This window comes from Shinella sp. GW821-FHT11G07 (assembly GCF_058808115.1).
Genome location: NZ_JBXARJ010000001.1, coordinates 12,321 through 26,876 on the forward strand (window position 1 = coordinate 12,321; position 14,556 = coordinate 26,876).

The following is a 14,556-nucleotide window of genomic DNA, read 5'->3' on the forward strand; positions in this document are numbered from 1 at the left end:
ATCGTGCCTCAGTTCGTTGCGGCGTCGGGAGAATAAAGCACGTCCTTGGCCGCAAGCTGGCCTTCCTTCAGCTTGCCCTCGCGGACCAGAACGTCGATCCAGAACTGCACGTCCCGCTCGACCGGAAGACCGCCGGCGCGCACGCCATAACCGCGGAAATATTGCGCAATTTCAGGGTTTTCTCCGCGTTCTCCCAAGGCTTTTGCGAAGATCTTGCGGGTTTCTTCAGGGTGCTCGCGGGCATAGTCGAGCGCGCGTGCGGACTGCTCCACGAAGGTCTTGGCAGCCTCCGGATGCGCCTTGATGAAATCACGCCGCAGCACGACGAAACCGCCGGCGATTTCGCCGAGTACATCCGTATCCCCGAAGACCGCACGCAGGCCACCGGTCTTTCTTGCTGCGCCCTCGAACGTCGTCTGCCAATAGCCGAAGGCAGAAATATCCACCTGGCCCGACCGCAGAACCTGCTCAAGTTGCGGCCCGGGCACGACGATCTGGTTGGCGGCATCCGTGGGCAGTCCGACCGAATGCAGCGCTTCGCGGATCGTATAATCGAGATGGGCGCCGAGCGTGTTCACGGCGATGCTCTTGCCGGCAATATCCTTGATGTCCTTGATCGGGCTGTCTTCCAGCACATAGAAAATCGATTCGACTTCCTTGTTGATGCCGTTCGAGGGATAGGCCGCGGCGAAGTCGTTGCCGCTGATAATGGAATTCAAGACAGCCGATGTCGCGGCGCTGCCGAGTTCCACATCGCCCGAGGCAAGCGCGATCAGCGAGGCCGGGCCGCCCGTGGCATAACCGACATTTTCGATCGTGATGCCGGTTCCGTCGAAATAGCCGAGTTCGGCCGCCAGTTCATGGGCGGAAAGACCACCCTGGCTGGCGAGATAGCGCAGCTTGACGTCTTCCGCCGAGGCGGTGGCGGCGAGGCCGATAAAGAGGGCTGCAGAGAGGAGCAGTTTGCGGGAATGGAAGGTCATGGACGTGTCCTTTCGGAAAGAAAAATTGGGATCAGGCGTTGGGCTGCGCCCAGCGGCAGAGTTTTCGCTGGAGCAGGACGAGCACCGCATTGGCAAGCAGACCGAGCAGTGCCAGCAGCAGGATGGCTGCGAACATCAGCGGAATCTGGAAATTGTACTGGGCGTTCATCACCTGGAAGCCGATGCCCTTGTTGGCGCCGATCATCTCGGCGGCGATGAGCAGCAGCAGCGCCGTGGTCGCCGAAAGCCTGAGGCCCACGAAAATCGCCGGAACCGAGGCCGGCAGCACGACGCGACGGAAGATCGCGAGACGTCCGGCACCATAGGTTCGCGCCATTTCGATGAGTTTTGTGTCGACTTCCTTCACGCCGCCGATCGTCGAAAGCAGGATCGGAAAAAGCGTCGCCCAGAAGATGACGAAGACCTTCGAGGTTTCGCCAAGGCCAAGCAGCAGGATGAAAACCGGATAGAGCGCAAGCGCGGAGGTCTGGCGGAAGAACTGCAGCAGCGGGTCGAGCGCCTGCTCGATAACCCGCGCCTGCCCCATGACGAGGCCGAGCGGGATGCCAATCACGACCGCGGCGGCAAAGGCGATGCCGGAACGCTGGAGGCTGATGGCGATGTCATCCAGCAGCGCCCCGCTCGAAAGACTGCCCCAAAGAGCGGACAGGATAAGGTCGAGCGGCGGGAAGACGGACGGATTGACCCACCCCTGCGTGCTCGAAACCTGCCAGAGCGCCAGGAAGGCCAACACCAGTCCGTAACGGGCAAAGAATGCCGGTAACAGGGCATTCAACCGAGTGATGAGAGCCGGTGTCGCGCGTGGGCCGTTGGTCAGGCGGAAGTCTGCGCCGAGGGTGGAGTTGACGTTTTCGTAGGACATGGCGCTCTCCTTACTCGGCAGCCTGGGCCGTGGCGCGCGCGCCGGCCCAGCGGTTGATGGGGAACGGCAGGCCGAGATTTTCACGCAGCGTCCGGCCCTCATAGGCCGTGCGGAACAGGCCGCGGCGCTGAAGTTCCGGCACGATCAGCTCGACAAAATCCTCAAGCCCTGTCGGCAGCCATGGCGGCAGGATGTTGAAGCCGTCGGCGGCCTCGTTCTCGAACCATTCCTGCAGGGTGTCGACGATCGTTTCCGGCGTGCCGACGATGGTGAAATGCCCACGCGCGGTGGCGATCCACTGATAGAGCTGGCGAATGGAGAAATTGTTCTCGTCGGCGATCTGGCGGATCAGCGCCTGCCGGCTCTTCATGCCCTCGGTCGGTGGGGCGGGCGGCAGCGGGCCGTCAACGTCATAGCCGCGCAAGTCGAGTGTCCCGCCGGTGAGGCCGTTCAGCAGGCCGATGCCATCTTCTTCGACGATAAGTGCCGTCAGACGATCGTATTTCTCTCGCGCCTCGGCTTCAGTACGGCCGACGAACGGCGCCACACCCGGCATGACGAGAATATGGTCGGGGCTGCGGCCGAGGCCACGGGCGCGCGCCTTGATATCGCGGTAAAACTCCTGCGCCGTCTCGATGTGCTGATGTGCGGTGAAGATCACCTCGGCAGTGGCAGCGGCAAGCCCGCGCCCGTCATCCGACTGGCCGGCCTGCACGATTACCGGATGGCCTTGCGGCGAGCGGGGAACGTTGAGCGGCCCGCGCACCTGGAAATGTTCGCCGCGATGTTCGCTCTCATGCAGCTTGTCCTGATCGTAGAAGACGCCGCTCTCCTTGTCGCGAATGAAGGCGTCGTCCTCGAAACTGTCCCAGAGCTTCTTGACCACATCGACATGCTCGGCGGCACGCCGATACCGCGCGGCATGGGGAAGCTGGGTTTCGCGGTTGAAGTTCTGCGCGGTCGGGTCGCCGGTCGTGGTGACGACGTTCCAGCCGGCCCTGCCGCCGGAGAGGAGGTCCAGCGAAGCGAATTTGCGCGCCGTGTTGTAAGGCTCCTCGTAGGTCGTGGACGCCGTGGCAATGAAGCCGATGTTCGAGGTCAAGGGGGCGAGCGCGGAGAACAGCGTCACAGGCTCGAAGCCTGCGATGCGCGCATTGCCGCCTTCACGCGCACCGCCAAAGCCGATGGCGAGGTTGTCGGCGAGAAAGTAGGCGTCGAAGAGCCCGCGTTCGGCCGTCTCGGCGAGCTGCCTGTGGAATGCGAAACTCGTTGCGCCGTCGACCGGCTGGTCCGGATGTCGCCACGAGGCGACGTGCTGTCCCCCGCCGGGAAGGAAGGCGCCAAGTCTGATCTTGCGTGTCATCTTGTTTCCTTTCGAAGACGGCCGCGTGGCCGCAGGTTCTCGATCCCGCCAGCTGCGGGTTGGGGCATTGCAGAATGGGTGATGCCTGCGGCGGGTGGCCGCTTAGCCGTTACCGGGGTACGGCGTGATAGCGGCCGTCCTGATAGAGCAGCGAATGACCGGTGCCGATGCGGATCGCCAGGACCCTGCCGATGACGATGACATGGCTATGCCGCTCAATGGCTTCCTCGACCGTACAATCGATCGCCGCGACGGCATCGACGAGCAGCGGCGCGCCGCTGACGGCCGTGGTCCATTCGGCCCCCCGATAGCGGTCCGGCCCACGAAGGCCGCCGCGCCCGGCGAACTGGTCGGCGAGCGCTTCATGGCTGGCGCCGACGATGTTGATGCCGAGATGGCCGTAGCGCTCGACGACGGGCCACGTGGACGATGTGCGGTTGAGGGAGACGAGCATGCGCGCCGGCTCCATGGACAGAGCCGTCGCAGAGGTGACGGTGGCGCCTGTGCGGCTTTCGCCCTCCCCTGCGGTGATGATGCTGACGCCGCCACCCAGCGTGCGCAGCGCCGCCTTCAGGTGATCGGCATCCGCCGGGTGATCGAGCACCGCCGTATCACGGACGTTGAAGAGAGTGTTTTCGGCATGCGCATTCATCGTTCCCGCTCCGCTTGAGACTTCGGATGTTCATAGGGATAACAAACGAAAACGAGAGGTAGCAGGCACGGATTTCTGAAATTGACTATTTTTATAGAAAATATGCATATCAGTCAGAAGGCCCGCCGACTTTCCCTGCCGGCGGGCCTGTTCGTAGGGAGAATGCGGCGAAATCTCAGACGCGCCTGCGCCGCGCCGCCATCGCCGTCACCTCGACCTTCATGCCGGGATCGGCAAGTGCCGCGACGCCGACGGCACAGCGGACCGGATAGGGCTTCTTGAAATAGGCGCAGTAGACCTCGTTGAAGGCCGGACGCTCGGCCATGTCGGTGAGATAGATCGTCAGGTGCATCACGTCGGCAAGGCTGCTGCCGGCTTTTTCCAGCGAGGTCTTCAGGCTTTCCAGCGTCGCGATGCTCTGGGTCCTGATGTCCCCGGTTTCCAGCGAGCCGTCCGCTGCGAGTGGAATATGCGTGGTGACGAGCAGGTTGCCGAGGCCGGCAACATCCGAGGAAATCTCGCCCTCGTCGGTATCCTCGATGAAGAAGGGTGCGTCGTAGTCAGCCATGGCCGATTCTCCTTTGGATCGTTTCGTCCAAGCACCACCGGCTTTGCCAGCTGCCGTCAACCGGAAATGACAGGATCGAGCCCAAGCGGGTCGGCGACACGGGGCCAGATGTCGAGGCGCACCTTGCGGTAAGGTGTCGTCGCCGGGTCGGTCGGATAGGAGGTCGGTGCCGCGATATAGACGATATCCGAGGAGACCGGCTGGAAACCGGCGTGGAAATGGTTGGTCGATTTCACCAGCAGGAAGGCTTTTTCCGTAAAATCGATGCCCTGGTTGGAAAAGATATCGGGCTCGTAGGTCTGGGTGCGGCTGGTGATCAGCACGATGTCGATCGTTGTGCCGACCGGCCGGACGACCGCAGTGCTGCCAAGCGTCACCCGGCTGTTGCGAAAGCTCTGCCAGCCGGCATCAAAGACGCGTTGCACCGTCACCCGGAGATCGAGCGGCGCACCGCCTTCGGGGCCTGACTTTCCGCCGAAGCGTAGCGCAAGCTCCGCCCCCTCCCCTGCGGCATGGCAGAAGGACACGGCGATCGGATCCCAGATCGTCGCCACCGCGACGTCTTCGAAGCCGCGTTCGAGCATCCGGCGCAGGATATGCGTCGCGTCGCCCGCCACGCCCCCGCCGGGATTGTCCCAGACGTCCGCGATGACGACAGACTTTTCCGGCTGCTCGGCGCGGATCGCCAGCACTTTGTCGAGCCCGGCCTCGGTATCCAGCATCGGCATGGCCGTCTGTTTGCGAAGGCGATAAAGCTCACGGCCGAGCGCCTGCGCAAGCGCGTCACCCTTCGCCTTGTCACCATCCGTGATGACGACGATGCGCGTGCCCATCTCCGGCACGTCGCCGGCCATGAAGCCGTGGATGACGGAAATAGACAGGATGCCGTCCTTGCCCTCCATCGCCTTCAGCCGGTCGACAAAGGAGCGCATCGGCTCGCGGCTCGTCGGGTAGATGGTGATCATGCGGCAGTCGAAGGTCGAGATGGCCGGCTTGATTTCCCCGTTCAACGTGCGCAGCGCCAGATCGACGACATGGTCGCCGCGCTCCTCGAAGTCGGTGTGCGGGAATTCGAGGAAGGCGGCCAGGATATCCAGATTGGCGACGCGCTTGGCGGTGAGGTGGCTGTGCGGATCGAATTCGACGGCGATCAGCACGTCCGGGCCGACACGGCCACGAACGCGCTCCAGAAAATCCCCCTCCGGGTCGTCATAGCCCTGCGCAACCATCGCGCCATGCAGGCCAAGCACGACAGCGTCGACCGGCATTGCGGCGTCGAGTTCGCCAAGAATCTGGTCGCGCAACGTCTCATAGGTCTTGCGCTGAATGAGCCCGGCGGGTTCCGCCCAGCAGGATGCCCCTTCGATGACGGTAAAACCCTCCGCCCGTCCGCGATGGCGTAGAATCGGCACCACGGAGGAGCACAGCGTCGGCGTATCCGGATGTTCGCCCGGCCCCGCATAGAACGCCGCCTTGAAGGCGTTCATATCGGTGGGCACGGGCGAAAACGTGTTGGTTTCCGTCGCAAGGGAGGCCGTAAAAATGCGCATGCCGTTCATCCGTGGATTTATGAGCCTTCGTGAAGGCTTGTAAATAGTTTTCACAGAAAAGGCATTTTTCTCAGATATGTCAATTATCGGCGAAAAATTTCGATAATTTCTGAAATTATATTACCAGACCGTGCCACGCGCCGCCACATCCTCGACCCGCGTCACGATCCCGTCGCGATGGAAAACCATGCGGTCGAACAGGTTGCTGACGACGCAGGTATGGTTGGGCACGACCCGCACCACGCTGCCGATGGCGGGAAAACGATCCCGGCATTCGCCGATATCGACGACCGCGTGTTCTTCCGACAGGGAAACGATGCGCGCTGCCTCAAAACCTTCGATTTCGCCATAGTCGCTGAAACCGAGCAGGTCCGAGGTGAGCGCCTTCGAGCCGGCGTCCAGCACGGCGCGGTCCTCAGTCGGGCGCGAGACCACGGTAGCAAGGATGTGCATGGCGAGATCCGCCCGCGTGCAATGGCCTGCGCGCACCATGCTGCGGTCGTTATAGACATAGGTGCCGGCGCGGTGTTCGGTCGCCGAGGGTACGAGGTGGGCCTGGTACAGATCGGGTGAACCGCCGCTCGAGCGGACCGGGCAATCGATGCCTTTCCTCGCCAGCAGCGCCATCGTCTCGGTCAGGAAAGCCTCGACCGCCTGGGCGCCAGCCGGCGCGGGATAGGTGAGGATGCCACCGAACCGAAGCGCCGGCGATGCCGTTATCCGTTCAGCCAGATGCGCCGCCGCCTCCGGCGTCTGCAAGCCGCAGCGCTTGCCGCCCGTATCGCATTCGACAAGCACCGTCAGCGGGTGTGCAACCTCGAAGGCCGAGGCCAGCCCCGCGACTGTCGTCTCGCTGTCGGCCACCACGCTCAAACGCGGCATGCGGTCGTGCAGGGCACGCAGACGCTGCAGTTTTGCGGCGCCGAGGATATTGTAGGTGATCAGGATATTCTCGAAGCCGGCGTCGGCGAAAACCTCCGCCTCGCTCACCTTCTGGCAATTGATCCCGATGGCCCCGGCCGCACGTTGCGCCTCGGCGACGGCGACGATCTTGTGCGTCTTGATATGCGGCCTGAATGCCTTGCCATGCGCGTCGAAATAGGCCTGCGCCCGGTGGATGTTCGCAGCGAGCCGGTCCTCGTCCACGACGGGCATGGGGGTTGCGATCTGATCGAGCGGCGTGCCGGCGGCCGGCCAGGGAGACGTCATGGGAACCTGCGGATTTTCGGCGCCGATCGGTCGAGGGCGCCCGTTGAAGCTGCCCGCCATTATGGTACGAAAGGGCGAGAGAAGAAATCGGTTTTCACGGAGCGCGTCCCTCACGGCATGCGACGCGCAGGAGTTTGAATGGACCTGTTCCACGCCCTTTCGGATGAAGAGGGCACGTTTTCGGCCCGAGAGAAAACGCTTGCCCGCCTCGTGCTGGAGGATATCGATTTCGTCGTCAACGCATCGATCAACGCGCTTGCCGAACGTGCCGGGGTTTCGCCGCCAACGGTAACGCGGTTCTGCCGCAGGCTCGGCTGCCAGGGCTTTCCGGACTTCAAGGTACAACTCGCCAAGATGCCCTATGTGGGCCTGCGGTACCTGAAGCCGGATGTCCCCACACAGACGCCAGCGGAAGTTGCGGAGGACATCGTCTCCACGGCGCAGAACGCCCTATCCCAGCTTCATCGCCAGCTTGATCTGGAGGCGATCGGCAAGGCGGCCGAGATGCTGCGCAGTGCAGAGTTCATCCATGCCTTCGGCGCCAGCGGAAATTCCGCGATGATCGCCAACGAGTTGCACAACCGCCTCTTCCGCCTCGGCTGCCGCATCCATGCGTCCAGCGACCACAACATGAACATGATGCTCGCTGCTGCCGCTGAGCCCGGCACGGTCGTCTTCGCGTCCTCTTTCAGCGGTCGAGACCCGGCCTTGGTGCGTTGTCTCGAACTGCTGCGCCAGCGCGCCATCCCGAGCATCGTCGTGACGCAAAGCCATTCACCGGTCGCACAACTCGCCGATGTCGTGATCCCCATCGACCTGCCGGAAGGCAAGAACATCTTTCGCCCGACCTCGACGCGCTACGCCTATCTTGCCGTGATCGACATGCTCGCCAATCTCGTTGCCTATGCCGACCGCGACCGAGCAACGAGAAGCTTGCGCAGCATCAAGGAGGAACTGGTCCGCCGCCGCGACGGCAATGACCGGCAGGTGCTCGGCGATTAGCGGAAACCGGGAGAGCGCCGCTCCAATCCTCCCGGTCCGGGATTAGTGCTTTGTCTCCTGCAGGATGTTGCCGCCATCCACGACGAGAACAGCACCATTTATGTAGCTGGCTTTCGGCGAGGCGAGGAAGGCGACCGCGGCGGCCACTTCGTCCGGCCGGCCGGCGCGGCCGCAGGGCGTGGCCTGCGCGGCACGGCGTTCCTCTTCCGTGGAGGCGCCGGTTTCGATCCAGCCGGGCGCCACTGCATTGATGGTGACGCCGCGCGGGCCGGCTTCGAGCGCCAGCGCATGCGTCATGCCCACCATGCCGGCCTTGGCGGCGGAATAGGCCGTCTCGCCGGGATTGGCGACATAGGGGCCGGTCACCGATGCGACGTTGACGACCCGGCCATAGCCGTCCGTAAGCATGTCCGGCAGGTAGATGCGGGTGGCGAGGAAGGCCGTCTTGAGGGTGACTGAAATGCCGCGGTCCCAGTCCGCTTCCTCCAGGTCCACGAAATGCCGCTGGAGCGCCGGCTGGGCGAGGCTGCCCATACCGGCATTGTTGACGAGCACGGCCGCCGGCCCGGTCACCTGCCGGAGCTTTTCGACGGCGGCCTTGGAGGTAAGATCACAAAGATGGCCCGTGGCCGAGAAACCCGCCGCGCGAAGCTCTTCGGCGCGGGCGAAGATGCGGTCGCTGGTTGCGACGAGATGAACCGCATACCCTTCTTCGGCAAGGCTTTTTGCGCAGGCAAAGCCGATGCCGTCCTTCGCCCCCGCCCCTGTGATGATCGCTGTCTTGCGCTGCATAACCGTCTCCTCAGTAGCCTGCCGTCACGCCGAAATCGGCCGACAGCGCGGCGCCGGTGATCGGCGCTGCGTCCGGTTCGCAGAGGAAGGCCACCATGCGGGCGATTTCCTCCGGCTTGATGAAGCGCGCCGCCGCTTTCTGGGGGTAATTGGACAACAGCTTCGCCTTGTAGCCATCCGGATCGCCGTCGCCATAACGGTCAGCCTGGAACTCGATCATCGGCGTCGCGACGTCGCCCGGGCAGACGGCATTAACGCGGATCTGGCGTGGGGCGAGTTCCAACGCCAGAGCCTTGGTGAGCAGCACTAGCCCACCCTTTGAGGCACAGTAGATGGCCGCGCCATTGTTACCGACGAGGCCGGCGTCCGAGGCGATGTTGACGATCGACGCGCCGGCGCCGAGATGCGGAATGGCGGCTTGGATGAGGAAGAATGCCCCCTTGAGGTTGACGTCCATGACGATGTCCCAATCCGCCTCCGTCATTGTCACGGAATCGCCTTCGCGCCAGACGCCAGCGGAATTGACGACGACGTCGAGGCGGCCGCGCCAGCCGATCACAGCCTCAACGGCAGAAGCGCAGGAGACGACCTTGCGCATGTCGAGCGGAACGGCGAGCGCATCGCCGCCCTCGCCCGTGAGCCTTTCCGCCGTTGCGGTCAGGCGTTCCGATTCGAGATCCGCGATAGCAACGGCGTAACCGCCGGCAGACAGCCGTGCAGCAATCGCCGCTCCCATGCCGCCGGCCCCGCCGGCAATGAGCGCTACTCTTCGGTTGGCCTGATCGGTCATGTCTGCCTCTGCTGAATTGGGTGCCGGCCGCTATTTGCGCGTCAGGCTGAAGGAAAAATGGCTGCCGCGATGGTAGTCGATCGCATAATTGACCGGCTCGCCGGCCGCGTTGAAACAGACTTCGGTGATCAGCAGTGCCGGGCCGAAATCCCGCAGGCCATGGCGCTCGACCACCTCGTCCGGCAGCAGCACGGCGGAAACGCTCGCCGCCGACATACGGGGGCGGTTGCCGTATTCCTCGAGAAGGCTCAGGAGTGACCCGCTCCAGTCGATATCGTAGAGCCGGCCCGGGATGATGCCGCGCGGCAGGTAGTCAACGCAGTAGAGGATCGGCTCGTCTTCATGCAGGCGGATGCGCTCGATGCGGATGACGCGGTCGGTTGGGCCCAATCGCAGGCCCTCGGCGACGCGCGTGTCCGGTGTCTCTTCCGAGATCGACAGAACCTTGTTGACTGGGTGGTAGCCGTATTGGCGCGTCATGTCGGTGACGCTCTCGAAGACGGTGATCGGCCGGTCGACCTGGACTGCGGAGAGCGCCGAGACGAAACGCCCGCGGCCATGCTCCACATAGATCACGTCGTCCTGTTCGAGCAGTTTCAGCGCCTCGCGCAGAGCGGGCCGGGAAATCTTGAAACGCTGGGTGAGTTGCGCCTCGGTCGGCAGCTTGTCGCCCGGCCGCAGTCCCTCGTCACGGATCAGGTCGGCAATCCGGTCGCGTAGCTGGACGGCGAGGGTGCGCGAATCGCGAAGGGGCTCGTCCACCGAAATGCCTCTGTGTTCATTGATCACGCTTCCTTTCTTGTCTGACAAATTTTGACCGGTCAAGTGCGAGCAGATTCGGCATAACCGTGTGCAATATGTTACGCTTTCGTGTCCCCTGAATTTTCGGCTCCACCATCTTGACAGACAAATGTCGCGATGTCAGTTGTCAGACAACATTGAAATGATCATCATCGGGGGCAGAACCATGTTGAATTTTGACGAGCAGAGATTCCTCCGCATCCAGTCGGGCGCAGTCGGCTTGCAGGCGCGGCTGGAAAGCGTGGTCGGCTCCTGCCTGTCGGCGGGCGCGGAAAACATCTTCTTCCTTGGCACAGGCGGCGCGGCAATCCTGATGCAACCGGCGGCGCAATTGTTGCAACGCCGTTCGCGTTTCCCCGCCTTCATCGACATGCCGGCGGAACTCGTGCTCACCGGCTCGGCCAATCTGACCGACAAGTCGATCATCGTCATGCCCTCCCTCTCCGGTACGACGAAGGAGAGCGTGGCGCTGCTCGACAAGCTGAAGGCGATCGGTGCGACTGTCATCACGCTGGTGGGGCATGCGGAAACTCCGCTCGGCAAGGGCGGCGACCATGTCTTCGTCAACTTCGCCGAGGACGACACGTCCTGCGAGTCGTTCTATCTCCAGTCGCTTTTCATCGCGCTCGCGATCCTGAAACATCGCGGCGAAATCGAAAACCATGACGCGCTCGTCGCCGAACTTGCCCGCATGCCGGAACTGCTGCTCGAGGTGAAACGCGCCTATGAGCCGAAGGCGGAGGCTTTCGCCGCGGTGCTGGCCGGCTCCGACTACCATATCGTCACCGGCGCCGGAAACGTCTGGCCGGAAGCCTTCTACTACGGCATGTGCATCCTGGAAGAAATGCAGTGGATCCGCACCCGCCCGGTTCACGCCTCCGACTTCTTTCACGGCACGCTGGAACTGGTGGAGAAGGGCGTAAGCGTCATCCTCTTCAAGGGTGAAGACGCGTTGCGCCCGCTCGCCGACCGCGTCCAGGCTTTCGTGCCGAGCTACACGGACAAGCTGACGGTGCTCGACACCGCCGACTTCGACCTGCCGGGCATTTCGCCGAAGGTGCGGGCGCTGGTCTCGCCGGTGCTGTTGGCGACCGTGCTGGAGCGCATCAGCGCGCATCTCGAAGTCATGCGCAACCATCCGCTGACGACGCGGCGCTACTACAAGCGCGTCGCCTATTGAAATCAGCGGCTTGACGTCCCCTCCAAAGCTGCGAATGCAGGTGACCGCATTCGCGGCTTTGAAGCCCATCACGAGATTCGCATGAGACCCCTCCGCTTCGCCGCCGTCGGCGACAATTGCATCGACCGTTTCCGCCCGCCCCTCTCGCAGTCGCTTGTCGGCGGCAATGCGGTGAATGTCGCCGTGCAGCTCGCCCGCCTCGGCCGGACGTCGCTCTATTTCGGTGCCGCCGGCCCCGATGCGGCCGGCAGGCGGACACGCGCATTGCTCGCGGCAAATGGCGTCGATGTCACCTATCTTGGCGAGCGACCCGGTATCACGGCCTATACTGATGTCGACGTCCTACCCTCCGGCGACCGCGTCTTTGTCTACGAGGACTTCGGCGTGTGCGCCGGTTACAGGCCCGATGATGCGGACGTCGCCCTCCTCAAGACCATGGATCACGTCCATATCGGCTGGATGGACGATGGCGGCGCCCTGCGCCGAACGCTTGCTGCTGCCGGCGTCAGCGTCTCGCAGGACATTTCCGTCAATGCGGATCCGGCCAATCTCGGCACCGATGGTCTCTCCATCGCCTTCGCCTCGGCCGGAAGCCACGACGACGTGGCCGAGATCCTGTTGCAGCGCCTTCTCGCAAATGGGGTGCCGCTCGCCGTCGTCACGCGTGGCAGCAAGGGCTCGCTCGCCAGCGATGACGTGGACCGCGTCGAGATTGGCATCCGGCCGGTCGATGTGGTCGATACGACCGGTGCCGGCGACAGTTTCATAGCCGGCTTTCTCTCGGCCCGCATCGCCGGCCAGCCGCTATCGCAATGCCTTGAGGTCGGTCGCGATCAGGCAGCAGTAACCTGCATGCATGTCGGCGGGTTTCCGCAGGAGCCGCAGCCGCTATAGGCAGCGTATGGGATCGCCACAGCAGGGCTTCTACTTCAGGACCAGCCAGCCCGAAAAGATAATGATCGCCGCGCCGGCAAGCGTATGCATCTCGACCGGCGTTGCAAAGATAAGCACGCCGTAGAGACAGCCCCAGATGATCTGGCTGTACTGGAACGGCGCCACCACCGACGCTTCGCCGACCCGGAAGGCCCGCACCAGCAGCGCATGACCGCCGAGCATCATGGCGCCGCCGGCCAGCGCGAACCCCAGATCGGCAAGGCCGATCGCGATCAGACCACCGGAGCTGGCGGCGACCCCCAGGGCGACCGGCGTCATGACGACCAGCAGGCTTGCGACGAGCGCCTCGTCCGTCTCCGCAAGCTTCGCCCGGCGCAGCAGGATGAGCGAAAACGCAAAGAACACCGCCGAGCCGAGGGCTGCGGCATGGCCGAGATTGAGCGGTGCGACGCCCGGCTTCAGCGCGACGGCCACGCCGGCAAAGCCGATCAGCACACCCGCCCAACCCACTGTGGAGAGCCGCTCTCCGAGCAGGAAGAAACCGAGCATGGCAACGAGGATCGGCGTCAGGAAGGCAATGAGATAGGCTTCCGCCAAGGGCAGTTTTGCGAATGCGTAGTGGATCAAGAGGGTATCCACGGCAAGCAGCAGAGCACGCCAGAAGGCAAGGCTCGGCTGGCGCGGCACCAGCCGGCGCACACGCCCCGTCACGAGGGCATGGACGAGCAGCAAAGCGAGCGCCGTGACGGTGACGAGGAATGTCACCTGTGGTGCCGGCATATCGGCCGCCATGATCTTCACGATGGCGTCGGTTCCGGAAAAGATCGAAAAGGCCACGAGCACGATCAGCGCACCGCGGCCGTTCGACGGCGCGATGGGTGCGCCGCCGCCATTCATAGCCTGCGCCTCAGCGGGCATTGAAGCGACCGAACCGTTCCTCGATGCGGGACTGGGCATATTCCAGCCCGATCGAAAGAATCCAGTAGATCATCGAGGCCGTGATCAGCATCTCGATATGGCGGAACTCGGTCTGACCCATGGTGCGGGCGAGATACATGATTTCCCAGACGCCGACGACCGATACGAGCGACGAATCCTTCAACATGGCGATGAACTGGTTGCCGGTCGGCGGGATGATGACGCGCATGGCCTGCGGAAGGATGACGAGCGTCATCGTCTGTGCCGGGCTGAGGCCGAGCGCGGTGGCGCCCTCCGTCTGCCCGCGGTCGATGCTCTGGATGCCGGCGCGGAAGATTTCGGTCATGTAGGCGCCGTAGCAGAGCGACAGCGCGAGGATGCCGGCCGGGACGGCGCCGATCACATAGCCCACCTGCGGCAGGCCGAGATAGATGATGTAGATCTGCATGAGCAGCGGCAGGCCGCGGAACAGCGAGGTGTAGAAGGTCGCAAGGCCGTAGATGACGCCGTTGTTCGAGAGTTTTGCGATGGCGCCGGCAAGCGCGATGATCGTGGCGATGATGATGGAGATCGCGGAAATGTAGAGCGTCGTCGTCACGCCCTGCGTGATGAGAAAGCCCACCTTCTTGGCGATGAAGGCGAAGGAGAGGTCGAAGGAATAGAAGAACAGCATCAGGAGCGAGAACAGCTCGACCCAGACAGCGATGGTCTGCTGGCGGCGCGACAGCTGGCGCAGCGCCTTCCAGTTCGCGGCTACGATAAGGGCGATCAACACCGCCGAGACAAGTCGCCCGGCTGCCGGGTTCTCGCCAAGCCAGGTTGCCGAGGACGGCAGGAGATGCCCAAGCCAGGCGGAACTGACGCCGATCGAGTAAAGCGCCGCCGTCACCATGGCGAGGATCAGCAGGCTACCGGCCCTGCGTGATGTTTCAGGGTAGGTGAGTATCAGTCGACCGATCATGTTCCGCCCT

Annotated in this window: 15 protein-coding genes; 3 read left to right on the forward strand and 12 right to left on the reverse strand. The window is 63.5% G+C overall.

All coding sequences use genetic code 11. The annotated features are described in order from the left end of the window. Positions 1-8: 8 nt before the first annotated feature. From AC1RT2_RS00065 to AC1RT2_RS00095, 7 genes are all read right to left on the reverse strand, one after another. Positions 9-983, reverse strand: coding sequence for an ABC transporter substrate-binding protein (locus AC1RT2_RS00065; RefSeq protein ID WP_493098303.1), 975 nt, complete (start codon positions 981-983; stop codon positions 9-11). Positions 984-1,014: 31 nt separating this feature from the next. Further along, positions 1,015-1,866, reverse strand: coding sequence for an ABC transporter permease (locus AC1RT2_RS00070; protein WP_493098305.1), 852 nt, complete (start codon positions 1,864-1,866; stop codon positions 1,015-1,017). A 10-nt stretch (positions 1,867-1,876) separates the two neighbouring features. Beyond that, positions 1,877-3,229: an LLM class flavin-dependent oxidoreductase gene (locus tag AC1RT2_RS00075; protein ID WP_493098307.1), complete on the reverse strand. Its 1,353-nt coding sequence runs from the start codon at positions 3,227-3,229 to the stop codon at positions 1,877-1,879. Between the two features lie 109 nt (positions 3,230-3,338). Beyond that, positions 3,339-3,881, reverse strand: coding sequence for a flavin reductase family protein (locus tag AC1RT2_RS00080; RefSeq protein ID WP_493098309.1), 543 nt, complete (start codon positions 3,879-3,881; stop codon positions 3,339-3,341). 175 nt (positions 3,882-4,056) lie between these two features. Beyond that, positions 4,057-4,449, reverse strand: a complete 393-nt coding sequence (locus AC1RT2_RS00085) for a RidA family protein (RefSeq protein WP_493098311.1) — start codon at positions 4,447-4,449, stop codon at positions 4,057-4,059. 56 nt (positions 4,450-4,505) lie between these two features. Then, a complete protein-coding gene (locus tag AC1RT2_RS00090; RefSeq protein ID WP_493098313.1) occupies positions 4,506-5,999 on the reverse strand; it encodes a M81 family metallopeptidase in 1,494 nt (497 codons plus the stop codon). A gap of 120 nt (positions 6,000-6,119) precedes the next feature. Continuing rightward, positions 6,120-7,208 (reverse strand): D-TA family PLP-dependent enzyme, encoded by a 1,089-nt coding sequence (locus tag AC1RT2_RS00095; protein ID WP_493098315.1) that lies wholly within the window; start codon positions 7,206-7,208, stop codon positions 6,120-6,122. Positions 7,209-7,346: 138 nt separating this feature from the next. Between AC1RT2_RS00095 and AC1RT2_RS00100 the strand changes: the two genes are divergently transcribed. Further along, a complete protein-coding gene (locus AC1RT2_RS00100; RefSeq protein WP_493098317.1) occupies positions 7,347-8,210 on the forward strand; it encodes a MurR/RpiR family transcriptional regulator in 864 nt (287 codons plus the stop codon). A 42-nt stretch (positions 8,211-8,252) separates the two neighbouring features. On the opposite strand, the gene AC1RT2_RS00105 is transcribed toward AC1RT2_RS00100, so the two are convergent. The 3 genes from AC1RT2_RS00105 to AC1RT2_RS00115 are packed head-to-tail and all read right to left on the reverse strand — an operon-like array spanning position 8,253 to position 10,554. Continuing rightward, positions 8,253-9,002, reverse strand: a complete 750-nt coding sequence (locus AC1RT2_RS00105) for an SDR family NAD(P)-dependent oxidoreductase (RefSeq protein WP_493098319.1) — start codon at positions 9,000-9,002, stop codon at positions 8,253-8,255. Between the two features lie 10 nt (positions 9,003-9,012). Further along, complete coding sequence (locus AC1RT2_RS00110; protein ID WP_493098321.1) at positions 9,013-9,792, reverse strand: SDR family NAD(P)-dependent oxidoreductase; 780 nt, start codon at positions 9,790-9,792, stop codon at positions 9,013-9,015. A 30-nt stretch (positions 9,793-9,822) separates the two neighbouring features. After that, positions 9,823-10,554, reverse strand: coding sequence for a GntR family transcriptional regulator (locus AC1RT2_RS00115; protein ID WP_493099535.1), 732 nt, complete (start codon positions 10,552-10,554; stop codon positions 9,823-9,825). 205 nt (positions 10,555-10,759) lie between these two features. Between AC1RT2_RS00115 and AC1RT2_RS00120 the strand changes: the two genes are divergently transcribed. Together AC1RT2_RS00120 and AC1RT2_RS00125 are read left to right on the forward strand one after the other, a co-directional pair. Then, positions 10,760-11,773, forward strand: a complete 1,014-nt coding sequence (locus tag AC1RT2_RS00120; protein ID WP_493098323.1) for an SIS domain-containing protein — start codon at positions 10,760-10,762, stop codon at positions 11,771-11,773. 81 nt (positions 11,774-11,854) lie between these two features. Further along, positions 11,855-12,667: a PfkB family carbohydrate kinase gene (locus AC1RT2_RS00125; RefSeq protein WP_493098325.1), complete on the forward strand. Its 813-nt coding sequence runs from the start codon at positions 11,855-11,857 to the stop codon at positions 12,665-12,667. A 30-nt stretch (positions 12,668-12,697) separates the two neighbouring features. Here AC1RT2_RS00125 and AC1RT2_RS00130 read toward each other — a convergent pair whose 3' ends face one another. After that, positions 12,698-13,585, reverse strand: a complete 888-nt coding sequence (locus tag AC1RT2_RS00130) for a DMT family transporter (protein ID WP_493098327.1) — start codon at positions 13,583-13,585, stop codon at positions 12,698-12,700. Further along, complete coding sequence (locus AC1RT2_RS00135; RefSeq protein WP_493098329.1) at positions 13,575-14,546, reverse strand: amino acid ABC transporter permease; 972 nt, start codon at positions 14,544-14,546, stop codon at positions 13,575-13,577. Before AC1RT2_RS00135 ends, AC1RT2_RS00130 begins: the two co-directional genes overlap by 11 nt. Positions 14,547-14,556 lie beyond the last annotated feature (10 nt).